Source organism: Thermoproteus thermophilus, assembly GCF_055392855.1.
This window is the reverse complement of record NZ_AP042466.1, coordinates 1,666,489-1,680,724: the sequence shown is the minus strand read 5'-3', so window position 1 is coordinate 1,680,724 and position 14,236 is coordinate 1,666,489. Positions and strand designations below refer to the sequence as shown.

General features: G+C 59.0%; 12 protein-coding genes and 1 tRNA gene. 4 read left to right on the top strand and 9 right to left on the bottom strand.

Annotation, left to right across the window (positions count from 1 at the left end):
• Positions 1-15: 15 nt before the first annotated feature.
• Entirely contained in the window at positions 16-711 is a 696-nt protein-coding gene (locus ACZ5PA_RS09685) for a pyrroline-5-carboxylate reductase family protein (protein ID WP_464930126.1), read from the top strand.
• Here ACZ5PA_RS09685 and ACZ5PA_RS09680 read toward each other — a convergent pair.
• Entirely contained in the window at positions 694-1,446 is a 753-nt protein-coding gene (locus ACZ5PA_RS09680) for a prephenate dehydrogenase (RefSeq protein WP_464930125.1), read from the bottom strand. The genes ACZ5PA_RS09685 and ACZ5PA_RS09680 overlap by 18 nt on opposite strands.
• Before the next feature lie 5 nt (positions 1,447-1,451).
• A complete protein-coding gene (locus tag ACZ5PA_RS09675) occupies positions 1,452-2,021 on the bottom strand; it encodes a hypothetical protein (protein WP_464930124.1) in 570 nt (189 codons plus the stop codon).
• Between the two features lie 40 nt (positions 2,022-2,061).
• Here ACZ5PA_RS09675 and ACZ5PA_RS09670 point away from each other — a divergent pair, with 40 nt between their 5' ends.
• A complete protein-coding gene (locus tag ACZ5PA_RS09670; protein ID WP_464930123.1) occupies positions 2,062-2,754 on the top strand; it encodes a phosphoribosyltransferase family protein in 693 nt (230 codons plus the stop codon).
• Positions 2,755-2,902: 148 nt separating this feature from the next.
• A complete protein-coding gene (locus ACZ5PA_RS09665; RefSeq protein WP_464930122.1) occupies positions 2,903-3,955 on the top strand; it encodes a Clp1/GlmU family protein in 1,053 nt (350 codons plus the stop codon).
• Here the strand turns inward: ACZ5PA_RS09665 and ACZ5PA_RS09660 are convergent.
• The 4 genes from ACZ5PA_RS09660 to thsA form a co-directional block, all read right to left on the bottom strand.
• A complete protein-coding gene (locus tag ACZ5PA_RS09660; RefSeq protein ID WP_464930121.1) occupies positions 3,952-5,406 on the bottom strand; it encodes an RtcB family protein in 1,455 nt (484 codons plus the stop codon). The two genes, ACZ5PA_RS09665 and ACZ5PA_RS09660, sit on opposite strands and share 4 nt — an antisense overlap.
• A gap of 219 nt (positions 5,407-5,625) precedes the next feature.
• A tRNA-Leu gene (locus tag ACZ5PA_RS09655) sits at positions 5,626-5,731 on the bottom strand.
• Positions 5,732-6,106: 375 nt separating this feature from the next.
• The gene (locus ACZ5PA_RS09650) at positions 6,107-6,445 is read right to left on the bottom strand and encodes a DNA-directed RNA polymerase subunit K (RefSeq protein ID WP_464930120.1); all 339 of its coding nucleotides are present in this window, start codon (positions 6,443-6,445) and stop codon (positions 6,107-6,109) included.
• A 50-nt stretch (positions 6,446-6,495) separates the two neighbouring features.
• On the bottom strand, positions 6,496-8,139 hold the full coding sequence (gene thsA, locus ACZ5PA_RS09645) for a thermosome subunit alpha (protein ID WP_464930119.1): 1,644 nt from the start codon (positions 8,137-8,139) through the stop codon (positions 6,496-6,498).
• Positions 8,140-8,209: 70 nt separating this feature from the next.
• On the opposite strand from thsA, the gene ACZ5PA_RS09640 reads away from it, so the two are divergent.
• A complete protein-coding gene (locus ACZ5PA_RS09640; protein WP_464930118.1) occupies positions 8,210-8,722 on the top strand; it encodes a signal peptidase I in 513 nt (170 codons plus the stop codon).
• A 119-nt stretch (positions 8,723-8,841) separates the two neighbouring features.
• On the opposite strand, the gene rgy is transcribed toward ACZ5PA_RS09640, so the two are convergent.
• The 3 genes from rgy to ACZ5PA_RS09625 are packed head-to-tail and all read right to left on the bottom strand — an operon-like array spanning position 8,842 to position 14,225.
• The gene (gene rgy, locus ACZ5PA_RS09635; RefSeq protein ID WP_464930117.1) at positions 8,842-12,516 is read right to left on the bottom strand and encodes a reverse gyrase; all 3,675 of its coding nucleotides are present in this window, start codon (positions 12,514-12,516) and stop codon (positions 8,842-8,844) included.
• Between the two features lie 45 nt (positions 12,517-12,561).
• Entirely contained in the window at positions 12,562-13,452 is an 891-nt protein-coding gene (locus ACZ5PA_RS09630; protein ID WP_464930116.1) for an electron transfer flavoprotein subunit alpha/FixB family protein, read from the bottom strand.
• A complete protein-coding gene (locus ACZ5PA_RS09625) occupies positions 13,449-14,225 on the bottom strand; it encodes an electron transfer flavoprotein subunit beta/FixA family protein (RefSeq protein WP_464930115.1) in 777 nt (258 codons plus the stop codon). Before ACZ5PA_RS09625 ends, ACZ5PA_RS09630 begins: the two co-directional genes overlap by 4 nt.
• Between the last annotated feature and the right edge of the window lie 11 nt (positions 14,226-14,236).

Sequence of the window (14,236 nt, the reverse complement as noted above, 5' to 3'; positions counted from 1 at the left end):
ATCGGGATAATAGGCTTGGGCAAGTTGGGCACAGCGCTGGGGTCTAGGCTCAAGGAAAGGGGATATAAGGTCATAGGCTCTGTCAAAACCCGTAAGTCCTTGGAGAGAGGCCTCAAGATGGGCTTCGACGTATATCTCGATAACGGCCTAGTGGTCGAGAAAAGCGATTTGTTGTTACTATCGGTCAAGCCCTATAACGTGGCCGAGATATCGGTGAAGACGGATAAGCCCCTAGTCTCCTTCGCGGCCGGCGTCCCTCTAGCGAGGTTGGCCGAGATATCGAGTAAGCCCTATAGGGCCATGACCAACGTGGGGCTGACGGCCATAGCCGTCGCGGGGCAATACGACGAGGTCGTGGACAAGCTCTTGAGAGCCATATCGCCTTTGGTGTTCTGGGTCGAGGAGAGACTCATGGACCCGCTCACGGTCGTGTTGGGCAGCGGGCCCGCCATAGTCGCCAAACTCCTCAGAGCTTACGTCGAGGCGGCGGTAAACGTCGGCGTGCCTTGGGATTTGGCCAAGGAGATAGCGGCCGGCCTATTCTCGACGGCTCCTCAGCTCGTGGGCGGCCTCGGCTATGACGGAGTCGTCGAGGCGGTGGCCACGCCGGGAGGCACCACCATAAAGGCGTTGACCAAGATGTCGGGCATCGAGGGGCTCTTGGCCGTCGCCTTTGAGGAGGCCGTGGGGAGGCTAGTATCCAAGCGTTGAGAGAGCCGTGTAGAAGAGCCGGTAGGCCTCCTCGGGATCCACGGGGGGTTGCGGCAAGTCTTTCTCCCTCAGCGCTTTTAAGAATTCCTCCAGCGCCTCCCCGGCCTCATCAGCGTAGAGAGGGGCGCTCCTATCGCCCAATAGAGACGTTGCGTAGACCGAGAGGTAGCGGAAAGACGTGCCGCCGTATTTCTCGAGGAGAGGCCAATACTTGGCGTAGACTCTGGCCAACGCAAGGCCCACGGCGTAGCTCAGCCCAATGGTGTACTTGACGAAGCGCTCGTGCTCCTCCACGGAGCCCCGCACGACCGAGGCCCCTAAGCCCTCGAAGAAGGCCGCGGCCTCGTCGACTCCGCGCCTCCCCGGCACTTCCATCACGACGACTTTTCTGCCCGTTATGGAGCCGGCGCCTGGGCCGAACATGGGGTGAACCGTCGCCGCGAGGACGCATTCGGGCAGCGAGGAGTAGGCGGATATCACGTATTTCTTGAACGTCGCGATGTCCATGACCAGCTTCCCGCACACGTCCAGCCCCGCGAGCGACTTGAGGACTGCCCCCGCTTCCTTGAAGCCTACTGCTATTATCACGACGTCGCTCCAGCCGACTAGCTCCTCCAGGGAGCTCAAATCGCTTTTGGAGCGGTCCACGTCGAATACTGCGACTTCGTGGAGCCTTGCCGCCTCTTTCTTGAGCCAAAGCCCCATCCTACCGCCGCCCACTATGCCGACTTTCATGGCTCTCAATCTGTCAAGAGCGCTAGCGTCGAGTAGAGGGACAGCTCCTCCTGCGCTCTGAGGGCTGCCGAGAGCGTTGCGAGAGACGCTGGGCCTAACTTAAGCGCCTTGGGCAGAGCTGGTCTCCCGAGCCCTACGTACGTCGCGTCCGCCCAGCTACAATCGCCATCGTCGAGCTTAGCGGCGATCAGCGTCAGCCCCGGCTCGGCCTCCCTCGCCCTCTTGGCCACCGCCTCGCCCAAAGCGCCGGTGAAGCAAGGGACGGCTATGGAGTCCACCCCCGGGGCGAGGGCCAAGACCTCGCCCGCTACGGTGTTGTAATACGCCTCGACGATAAGGCCCCTATCGACGACCACTGCGCTCTTGGCGTCCTCGGCCACGCAAGCGGGACAAAGCGCCTCGGCAACCTCCTTGAACCTCGCGTCCTTGAAGTAGGCCCTTCCAAAACGTCCCAGGAGATAAGACGTCGGGAGCGCCTTGACAGAGCCCAATAGGTTCAAGTGGAGCGGTAAGCCCACCACCTTACGCGGCCCCTCCCTCAACACCAGCCTCGAGAGCTCGATCGAGACTTCCATAATGAGCAATTAATTCAAATTTAATTGTGTGTTTAATTGCGTGGAGCGCTTGGAGAAAGTAAGGATCCAACTGGATGGAGTAAGCGTCTTGAGATCCATCAAGAGATTATTGGGGCTTACGTACAAGGAACTTTCGTCGTTGCTAGGGCTGCCCGAGAGCGTGTTGTCCCGGTACTACACCGGAGATATGTTGCCCTCCGTCGAGACCGCCAACGAGATAGTGGAGAAGCTCTTCGCCGAATATCCGTTGGATAAGATACTCTCCAAGATCTTGAGGATCTACGAGACCTATGTGGACCTCACCGCCACTTACGACCCCGACCTCTGGGCTCTATACTCGATATATATATCGAGGAAGTTCGGAGGGTTGGAGATCGACAAGGTGTTGACTGCCGCTGTGGACGGGATACCGTTGGCCGTAGCCGTCGCCCAGAGGTTCGGCGTGCCGTTGGTGATCGCCAAGCAGTACAAGGAACCGGGGACTAGGAGCCTCGAGGTCTCCTATATAAAGGGCAACCGGGTTGTGTCCTTATATGTGCCTTATGGACAATTGGCCAAAGGCAACTCGGTCTTAATAATCGACGACGTGGTCAGGACCGGGAAGACCATAAGGGCGTTGGCGGATTTGGTCGGGATTGCCGGCGGGAAGGTCGCGGCGGCGGCCGCGCTCTTGGCATTCAAGGGGTTCTCGGAAAGGTTTGAGTTCCCTCTGGACATCGCCTTGTTCATATGATGACGGCTTTTCGGGACGGCCGAGCGATGACGAGCACCTGGAGGACTGAATTTATTTGACGAGCAAATCCGTCTTGTGATGTGCCGATGGCTGGCCGAGAGGTGAGGTCCTCGTAGCGGGTGCTGATATATATCTGCGCATATTAGACGTGTTCCGCGTCGAGCTACCCTCGGGCTCCTCCGCGTTGGTGAGAGGCCCGGCGCGCGTGGAATGCGACGAGGGCTGTAGCGTGTTCGGAGGGATGTTCAAGGGCTTCTTCGTGCCTAGACACAAGCAATACCCGGTCGAGGGGCCTGCGCGTTTTAAAATAGACGGCGGCTCCGTCGTGTTCCTCAACGGCTCTCCGATACCCGACGATTGGAAGATGTCGCTCGAGGGGGTCGTGATGTTGGTGGGTTCGACCGATTCGGGTAAAAGCGGCCTTTCGACGTATTTGCTCAACACCCACGTGGATAGGGGAAAGGTCTGCGTCGTGGATGCCGACGTGGGGCAATCCGACGTGGGGCCGCCCGGCTTTGTGTCCTGCGCTTGTGCGTCTGAGTCAGTCCCGCATATATCCGAGCTCGAGCCGCTCAACGGCTATTACGTGGGCTCCGTCAACCTCCAAGGCGTGGAGGAGCTCCTAGTGGCGGGCGTTGCGCGATGTCTGAGGCGCGTCGCAGCGCCCTTGGTGCTAGTGAACACGCCGGGGTGGACCTCCGGCAGGGGCGTTCAACTTCTCGAGGCCGTGGCCGACGCCGCCGAGGCCCGCGTGGTGAACTTGGGGGAGAAGGTGCTCCCCGGCGTAGTCGTCTCGAGGCCGCCGCACGTCTATCCTAGAGGGCCGCAAGAGAGGCGGGAGTTGAGGAACCTATCCTACAAGAGGCATATATCGCTCAAGGCGAGGGTCGTGGCGCCGCTCAGCGCGTTGTCCCCTTGTCGATGGGAGGGCGCGTTGGTCTGCCCTTGGGGGAGATACGCTCCAGGCGACGTGGAGAAGCCCGAGGGGAGGGGGCGGGACTACGTAGTGCCGCGCGGTTATCTACGCCACATCTTAGCGGGCTTGTTCAAGGAGGGCAGACTCGTCGGGTATGGGGTGGTCGAGAGGATCTCGGAGGAGGGCGTAGAGCTACACGCCACAGCGGAGGACTTCGACGAGGTGAGGGTAGGCAAAATACGCCTGCACCCCGAGAAGCTTGAGGAGCTGGACGCTTTACCTTAGCCCTTGACAACTCCTATGGGCCTCTGCCTCACGACCTTCCGAGCAAAGCCGACTTGGTGGGCCGCCTCCACTACTAGGTCCACGTTCTTGTAGGCCTCGGGCGCCTCCTCGCTTATGACCTCGGTCTCGGCAGATCTGACTATTATCCCCCTCTTCTCCAGCTCCGCCCTAACCCTCTGGGGCGGGAAAGACCTAATCGCGGCCTCTCTGCTGAGCATACGGCCGGCGCCGTGAGGCGCTGTGCCGAAGGTTATCTTCATGGCCTCGCGAGTGCCCACCAGTATCCAAGACGCCGAGCCCATGGAGCCCGGTATCAACACAGGCTGGCCTATTTCCCTATACTTGACCGGTATCTCGGGATGGCCCGGCGGGAAAGCGCGCGTGGCGCCCTTGCGGTGCACCCAGACCTTCTTCGTGGTGCCCTTGTCGTCCACCTCGTGAGTCTCGAGCTTGGCTATGTTGTGGGCCACGTCGTAGATTATCTCGAGGCCTATCTTCTCGATGGAGCCGAACACCTTCTTGAACGCCTCTCTGACCCAGTGCATTATGATCTGTCTGTTGGTCCAAGCGAAGTTGGCGGCCGCGGCCATGGCCTTTAGGTAGTCCTCGGCGACTTTATCCCTAAGCGGCGCGGCGGCGAGTTCGCGGTCGGGGAGTTTTAGGCCCCAGTCCTTCATCTTCCTCTCCATTATCATGAGGTAGTCCGTGGCGACTTGGTGGCCGAACCCCCTACTGCCCGTGTGTATCATGACGAGCACTTGGCCCTCCCGCTCTATGCCCATGGCCTTAGCGGCCCTCTCGTCGAATATCTTGTCGACGACTTGTATCTCGAGGAAGTGGTTGCCGGAGCCGAGGGTGCCCAACTGGTCCTTGCCTCTGTTCTTGGCCTTCTCGGACACCTTGCTGGGATCGGCTAGATCCCAAGAGCCCTTCTGTTCGATGAACTCCTTGTCCTCGGGCCAGCCGAAGCCCTTCGAGATCGCCCACTCTACCCCCTCGGCGATTGCCCTATCGAACTCCGATATGGACAACTTGAGGTGGCCGGTCTCGCCGACTCCCGGCGGCACGAGTCGGAAGATAGTGTCCACCAGCTCCTTGAGCTTGGGCCTCACTTCCTGCTCGGTCAAATTCGTCCTAAGCACCCTCACGCCGCAGTTGATGTCGTATCCTATCCCGCCCGGGCTTATGACGCCCTCTTCGGCATCTACCGCGGCGACGCCTCCGATGGGGAAGCCGTAGCCTTGGTGTGCGTCGGGCAGTACTATGGACCATCGGTATATCCCAGGGAGGCAGCCGACGTTTATGCCCTGCTCCAAGGTCATATCGGTCTTCATTTTGTCCAACAAGACCGCGTCGGCGTATATCCTTACGGGCACTTTCTGGCAAGGCTTAACGCCCGGCGGTATTTCCCATATATAGTCCGAGATTTTCGTGATAGGAATATTACGCATGGGCTCTTTTCGTCTACTGGTTTAAATCTTTAAACGCCCAAGGCGTGCGCCAGCCAGATCTTGACGATAGGCGTCTGCCATCTCGATGTGCGTTCTCGAGTGATAGAGGGCATAAACCTCGGGGTCGGGAGAGGATAGGACAAAAGCGACGCGGACTAGCCAGCGCACTCTCGCTTGCGTCGATGAGGCCATCTGTGAGCTCTGGTAGAGAAGCAAAATTGGTGCGGGGGGTGGGATTTGAACCCACGCAGGCCTACGCCACAGGGACCTATGGGCTGGCCACACCATGAACCCTGCCCCTTTGACCTGGCTCGGGCACCCCCGCCAGTACGAGAGAACTTCTCTGCTTAAAGCTTTTTCGCCGTTGAGGCGCGATACTCGTCGTAGTGTGCCTAGTGGGCCCTCGCTTGGTAGCCGAACTCGACCATTCGATCATCACGTCGATCCCTGGGGCGTAGCCCGCTCTTCCGCTTAGCCTAGTCGGCGCCATGGCCCAGTAATCGGCGATCTCCTTTATTTATACGCTCAAATTTCTTCGTGGTTCTCGAGGAGCTCCAGAAGCGGGGGGCAAAATACTACGCCTACAAGGTCGGCGATTTGACTATAGTATACGTGATGGAAGGGGACGTAGACGCAAGTCCTGAAAAAATCGTGAGGGCCGGAGGACACGTGTTTATGTACTTCGGGAAAGTGGTCCTGGTTAAGCCCGAAGCAACTTCTCGAGCTCCATCAAGTCCTTCAGCTCGAGCTTAATCGTCTTCCCGTCGGGCAATTGTCTGATTATTGAGAAGTTCAACTTCCCTTGTCTGAACTCCTCGAGCGCTATGAGGACGGGGTCCTTGTTGTCCAACGCGGATACGTCTATTAGGGGCCGAGCGCCCATGGCTAGCTGCAACGCGCGCGCCGCCACAACCCTCGCAACCTCGTATCTCGTCAGCCTCGGGGGGTAGAACGTCCTGTCCACTAAGGCGTTTTTGAGGAGCTGGATAATCTTCTCGACCCTCTCGACCAGCTCCGGAGGAGAAAGCTTGCTCTCCACGCCCGCCCGGATAGAGGGGTTCTAAAATTTTGTCCCTAAAAAGAAGAAGTTTAATCGCTCTTGCTCTCGCCCTCCTCCTCTTTCTTCTCGCCCTTCTTCTCCTCCTTCTTCGGAGCGCCGGCGGCTATTATGTCGTCTATGCGGAGCACCATTATGGCGGCCTCGGTGGCGGACCTCAGGACGTTCTGCTTCACCAGCAACGGGTCCCAAACGTTGAGAGCGGCCATGTCGGCTATCTTGGCATTCAACACGTCCACGCCGGCCGACACCTCGCCGTTGTCGTGCCTGCGCCTCAGCTCGGCTATTGCGTCCACAGGGTCGAGGCCTGCGGTCAACGCGAGTATCGTGGGTATCCCCTCGAGGGCGTCTGCGAACTTAAGCGCCGCGAGCTGCTCCTTGCCGGGGAGCTTCCTGGCGAACTCCCTGACTCTTCTGGCGAGCTCTATCTCGAAGGCGCCGCCTCCGGGCACTATCTTCGGCATGCGGAAGAGGTCCCTAGCCACGTGGAGCGCGTCTTGCATGGACCTCTCGACCTCGTCGAGCACGCGATCGCTGCCGCCCCTCACCAATATAGTGACGGCCTTCGGGTTCTGCACCTTCTCCACGAAGACCATCTTCTCCTCGCCGACTTTCCTCTCCTCGACCAGCCCGGCCGAGCCGAGGTCCTCGGCTTTGGCGTCCTTTATGCTAGTTATTATGCGGGCGCCGGTCGCCCTAGCCAGCTTCTCTATGTCCGAGCGCTTAACGCGCCTAACCGCCATTATGCCGCGCTTCGCGAGGAAGTGCTGGGCGATCTCGTCGATGCCCTTCTGCGTTATCACCACGTTGGCCCCTATGGACGCCAAGCGGTCCACGTACTGCTTCAGTATATCCGCTTCTTGGTCCAAGAAGGCCTTTATCTGGTCGGGGGAGCTGACGCTTATTTTCGTCGTCCACTCGGGCTTCTCTATCTCGAGCGGCGCGTCCAACACGGCTATCTTGGCGTTCTCCACGCGTTTCGGCATGCCGGGGTGCACCACCTCCTTGTCGAGCACTATGCCTTGGACCAACTGGGTCTCGTAGAGGGATTTGCCCTTCTTCTTCTCTATCTTGATCCAGTCCAAGTCGAGATACGGCGAGCCGTTCCTGTACTCGACGGCTTGGAACGCGGCGTCGACCGCTATACCGGCTAGGTAGTCCTTGGCCTCCGAGACTATCTTGCTGCTGAGCGAGTTTATCACGACCTTGGCCATCTCCTCTTTGGTGAGCTGTATCGGCCTCGCGATCTCCTCGGCGACCTTGGCCGCGTAGTCCGAGGCCTTCTTGAAGCCGTCGATGATTATGGTCGGATGTATGCCCTCCTCGAGGAGCTCCTCAGCCGCGGTGAGTAGCCTGCCCGCTAAAACAACGACCGTCGTAGTGCCGTCGCCGACCTCTGCGTCTTGCGCCTTGGCCACCTCGATCAACAACTTGGCGGCCGGGTGTTGTATCTCCATCTCCTTCAATATAGCGGCTCCATCCCCTGTAATGGTCACATCGCCAAACGCGTCTATTAACATCTTGTCCATGCCCCTCGGGCCGAGGCTTGTGCTGAGTATCTCGGCGATCACCTTGGCGGCTTGTATGTTAGAGCGCCTGGCCTCCACGCCCGTAGTACGTTGCGAGCCCTCTTTCAGGATCATTACGGGAACTCCGGCTCTCGGTGCTTGCGCCATGGCTTGACATAATTAGCGCATATAAAAACTTTTCCTCCACAAACTTAATTAGGGGGGCGCTCTTGTGGCCATGGCCGAGAGGTGGGTCCTCGACGTCTTCTCGTTCGCGGTTATACTCTTCGCCGTGTTCTTCGTTGCCAAGTACGTCCTCCACGTGTCCTGGCCCTTCGCGGTGGTCTCCTCGTGGTCCATGATGCCGGATCTCCGCGTCGGCGATTTCGTCGTCTTGTCCAACTCACAAAGCTGTCCTAGAGTAGGCGCTGTGGTCGTCTACGTCGCCTCCCCGCCGTTTCCGCCTGGGGAGTGGGTGATACATAGAGTTATAGCTGTAGGCCCCGACTGCTCGCTCACCACTAAGGGCGATAACGCGATCACGAACCCGATCTCAGATCAGCAATACGGCGAGTCGCCCGTGACCCCGCGTAATATAATCGGCGAGGCAGTCTTGATAGTGCCCTATGTCGGCGTCTTTCCGCTCATAGTCAGGCCGCAGAGCATCGCGGGCGTCGGCCTTTGGCTTTTTAGATTTTTCGTGTTCATAGCAGTCGTAGCAGCGTATTACGTCGCGTTCAAGAGGATATGAGCTCGACGCTACGCTCTAAACGCGCGGCGGCCCATCCCGCGTCCAGCTTTCTGTCCAAGAGCTCGATGATTAGCTTTCTCAACTCGACGTATTTCACGTAATATACGCGGGAATATAAACTACTGACGCGCGAGCACCTCCTGGAGGAACTCGGAGAACAGCTCGTCCAACACCGCTACGTAGCTCCTCCTGCCGTTCTCCACGTCGTCCATGTACTTCTCTATTAGGCGGGTTCTCTCCTCGCTGACAAGTTTGCCGTAGTTCTCCTTGAGGTATTTATACACCTCTATGCCCCTCTTAGTCGGTATCATGAACTTCGCCTTGCCCTTGACCACCACGTAGCCTCTCCTGGACAAGACCTCCAGTATCCTCGCATAGGTGCTAGGCCTCCCGATTCCCCTCTCCCTCATCAACCTCAACACGTCCGCTTGGGATAACAACGCAACGAGCCTCTTGGCGTAGGCTATCTCGACCTCCACATCCCCTGTCGGCAACCTCGGCTCCGGCTCTACGGATTTGTACACGGCCAAGAACCCTTGGTCTTTGACCTCCACCACGCGCCTCACCTCTGCCGTGTAGCCGTCCACGGAGAGCGAATACCGCTCGACCGCCAAGGTCGCCTCGCGCATTTGGCTAGCCATGAACCTACGGAATATCAAGTCGTAAGCGGCGTAGTGGCTCCTCGTGAGCCTTATAGCGGGCTGCAACACGCCGGCGGCGACGAGGCCCCTCAACTCCTCGGCATCTATTGGCCTAGTGGGCCTTATGGCCTCGTGGGCTCCCTCCTCCCCCGTAGCCCAAGTCCGCGGCCTAAAGGCCTCGGCCCCGTAGCGCCTCGTCACGTACTCCTTAGCGATGCCTATGCCGGTCGTCGAGACCCTTGTGCTGTCGGTGCGGTGGTACGTGATGAACCCGCTCTCGAAGAGGTCTTGCGCCAACCCCATGGCCTCCTCGGCGCTTATGCCCAGCTTGCTGACGGCATCTCTCAAGTACTCGTCGGTGGTGTAGGGCGGAGGCGGCGGCACGACCTCCGTCTTGCTTTCCAACAACTCGACCCTCGCCCTCCGCCGCTCCCTAAGGGCCTTGTAGACCTCCTCCGGAACGGCCAGCCTCACTCTGCCCTCGCCTATCTTCAACACCACGTCGTATTTGCGCTCGGCCTTGGAGCTCTCGTAACGTTCTACTATCCAGCCGAGGACGGGCGTCTGCACCCTTCCCGCCGAGAGGAACGAGAGGCCGTGGACTTCTTGGACCCTTCTGCTGAGGCCGAAGCCGAGCCATCTGTCCTCGATCCTCCTCACTATCTGCGCCGCTACCATGGACAAGTTGACGTCCCTGGGCGACGCGAGGGCGTTTATTATCGCGCGTCTGGTCACCTCGTGGAACTCCACCCTTTTTATCGCCTCGGCGTAAGGCCTCAGCGCGAGGTACACGTCGTACGCTATTTTCTCGCCCTCTGAATCGGGGTCTGTGCCCAAGTAGACCACGTCGGCCTCGAAGGCGAGCTCTCTAAGCGTTGATATTATGTCGAGAGGCTTGCAGCCCTCGGGGACGTCCAGATCGTCTACGTAGGACTCGCCGGGACATTTGTATATCTTGTTGTATATAGGCACGTACCCCTCCTCTGTCTTCACCACGGCGTAGTCTATGGGGTTGTAGGGGCCTGCGGCCATGGGCTTGGCGAACTTCTGGACCCTATCCGCCTCCTCCTTGTCGATGCGCGATAAACTCGTCGGCAGCTCGTAAATATGGCCCATGGTGGCTATCACCGTCAACATGGCGTCGCCGGTGGAGACCTCGTACGCCGGCATGCCCCCTATTATTAACATATTGGGCTTCCCGAAAAACGATGCTATGGTCCTGGCCTTAGTCGGGGACTCCACCACCAGCAGTATGCTCCTCATGAGGTCCTTCGAGGCCAACTCCTCTGGCTTGAGCTTGCCCGACATAATGCGCCTTATAGTCTCTCTGTCCTCGTCGATGCCCTTCAAGATGTCGTCGAGATTGGCCTTGGAGAGCTCCTCGAAGCGCACTTCGTCGAATCTGAGCTCCATCTCCCTCTTGAGGGCGTTGAGCACCTTCTCGTCGTCTACTAGTATTACGCTGAGCCCTCTCGAGAGGCCGCCGGCGTAGAGGCGCGAGGTCCTCCCGCTGCCTTGTATATAAGTAGTGACGTCAGGCAAGAGGACGTACAGTTGTCCATCTATATATGTCAACTTTATCTCGGTGGACGTCTCTATCGATTTCCTCACATCTTCTCTGCCCAACACATCGGCGACGAACTCCACCGCCGACTTCGCCACGTTGGCCATGTACTCCTCGAAGGAGTTGGCCGGCCCCTCCTTCAACACCTTGTCCAGCCTCGCCGCGTAGGGCGCTATACGCCTCAGCTGCGCTATGAGCCTATCCGCTCTGAACCTCAGCTCTTGGGGCAACACGGCGCGCACGCCGTAGAGGAAGCCGAGGTAGGCCGGCACCGAGAACTCGTCCAGCTTAACTCTGAACTTGAACTTGGGTATTCCGACGAAGATCACGTACCTTATCACGTGGGGGAGGTCTATGCCCCTCACCAACGCCGACCTCGACGAGGCCAAGCCCACCAAGACGTCCAATTCGCCTCGCTCAAAGGCCTCGAGCACCTTCTTCCTGGGCCTTAGGAAGTGCTCGGCCCTTATGCCCGACGACTTGAGGTACTCGGCCAACTCCTTGCCGAAGTCCTTGTCCAAGACGTACACTATCCCGCCGCCCCCCAGCCTCTTCACCAAATCGGCGACTTGGCGTTTGGGGTCCTCCGAGAGCTTCTCGTATAAGTCGTAGACGTTCCTGAGCCCCTCGGCCCTCCCCCCTACGTCGAAGCCGAGGATTTCTCTGAATAAGAGAAGCCTGGCCGTGCGCCTGGCCTTGGCGAGGGCGCCCGACGCTATGAATACGCCGAGCTTGAGCGCGTCCTTCATCCTCCTCAACTCCTCCCTGGCCTTCGCCATCTCGGCCTCAGTCCTCTCGGCCTCCTCCTCATCGCCGGCCAACACGGCCTTGCCCCTCCTCTTGCCCAGCTCTACGAGCTCGAGCGCCTTGTTTAAGACCTCGTCGGTGGCTCCTAGAAGCTTGAGGAGTCTGTCTATGTTCTTGCTGGTGGCCCTCAAGACGCTGTCCACGTCATCTGTCGCCACGAAGGCGAACTTGTGCCTCGACAAGACGTCGAAATACTTGGGCAGAAAGGCCGACGTTATGACCAATATATCGAAATCGCCGCTTTCTATTCGCTTCAACGCTTCGCTCTTTTCTTGTTGCCCCAACATGGAGTTGTAGGTCACGATCGACGCGGGGAGGCCTGCGCGCGTCGAGTAGTCCAACAACTTCTTGTACGCTTGATAGGCGAGCGCGGAGGTGGGGAACACCAAGAGCACTTTCCCCTCCCTCGCCATGTATAACGCCGCCACTAAGAGGAAGGTCGTCTTGCCCGAGCCCGTCGGGGCGACCACGGCGAAGCTCTTACGCGCGGCGAGCCTCCTGGCCCAGAGCCTCTGAGCCCCCCACATGCGGAAGCCCACGACTTTCTCGAAGAGAGCAGATATCTCGTCGTAGCGTCTCAACACGTCGTCGACGCGGGCCAAGCCGGCCAAGGCCTTACGCCTCCTCAACGCCTCCACGACGCGCCTTATGTCCGCCCTCTTCGGCTCCTCTGGCAGACATAGAGAACACGGAAGCCCCTTGGCGAGCCTATGGGATTCTATCGCCTTGCCGCAGTTGGGGCACGAGTGGAGATATATCGCCGGCAAGTCCCGGAAGTCCACTGTGATAATCTCGAGTATAAAAAACTCCTATTTGTCGGCGATGTGTTATTTCTTAAGCTCGGCCACTTTCCTTATCAGTATGGGCACTATCTTGTACAAGTCCTCGACGACTCCGTAATCGGCGTATTGGAATATCGGCGCGTTGGGATCGTTGTTTATAGCCGCTATGATGCGGGAGTCCAATATGCCGGCTATGTGCTGAGGTTGTCCCGATATGCCTATGGCCAAGTACAACTTAGGCCTCACCTTGTGGCCCGACAAGCCCACCCAGTGATCCTCCGATAGCCACTTCAAGTCGGCCGCTATCGGCCTAGAACAGCCCACCTGGCCGCCGAGCGCCTTGGCGAGGTCGAAAGCCATGGCCAAGTCCTCCCTCTTCTTGAAGCCTCTGCCCACCGATACGATGATCTCCGCCTCCTCTATCTTGACGCCGCCGGAGGCCTTGGGCTCGAGCCCAGCTATCTTGAAGAGGCCGGCCGGCTGCGGCGACAGCTCGACAACCTTGGACGAGGCCTTGGGCGGCTCGCCGAGGAACTTCCCAGGCGCAATAGTCACAACGGCGGGGGCGCTCGCCCTCAACGACACGACCGCCTTATTGCCGAAGACGAACCTCTCGACCAACAGCTTGTCCCCCTCGACCTTCAGCGAGACGACGTCGGCCAAGAACGACGCGTTCAACTTCTGGGAGATATAGCCTCCTAGAGTTCGGGACTCCTTAAGCGACGGCATCACCACTACGTCGTATTGGCCGGCCAGTTGCAGAACGGCCGAGGCCCTCAGCCCCAGATCTCTGGGATCTCCCTTGACGTTGTATATGAGGGGGGCCCCCTCGGCCGCCTTGAGCTCGGCATCGCCCACGGCCAACGCCGCGTACTCGCCCAAGGCAGACGCTGCGTAGAGCGCCTCCTTGTTCGGGTACACGACGAGGGCCCTCATATCACACCCTCTTGTCTTAGGTATTGGAGCAACTTATCCGCTTTCTCCTCCGGAGTTCCGTCCTTTATGATCACCCTCTTGCGCTGTATCACCACAGGCCTATACTCGACCACCTCGGTCCTCGTATCCGGCTTTACGCCCAAGTCCGTCAAGCTCAGCTTGTTGATCGGCTTCTTCATGGCCGCTCTGATCGCCAACAACGTGGGTATACGCGGCTGGTTTATCTCGCGCGTCACCGAGACTACCGCGGGCAGTTGGGCCTCGACGGTCTCCACGGAGTCCTCCAAGTCGCGCTTGGCGATCACCTTGCCGCCCTCGACTTTAAGCTCTCTGGCGTACGTTATCAAGGGCCAGCCCAGCTCGGCGGCCACGCGCGGCGGCACTTGGCCCGTGTAGTTGTCTATTGAGGCCTCCGCCGCCAGCACCAGATCGGCGCCAACCTTTTTGATGACGGCGGCTATGGCCTTGGCCGTGGCGGACTGATCGGAGTTTATAAGGCCCTCGTCGATTACTAGGTACGCCTCGTCGAGGCCCATGGCCAACGCCTCGCGCAGTAGATTCTCGGCCTCTTGCGCCCTTTTCTGTAAAGGAGGCCATTTCAACACGGAGACCGCGTAGGCCTTGTCGTTCCCCTTGAGCTTGAGGGCCTCCTCTATGGCGTTCCTGTCTATGTCGTTTATCTTGAGCGGCGTCTCCTCTATCACCACGCGGCCCTCTCTGACCCTCAACTGGCTTGTGTCCAAGGCCGGCTTGACCAATACTGCTATTTTCATCGTCTGCTTGT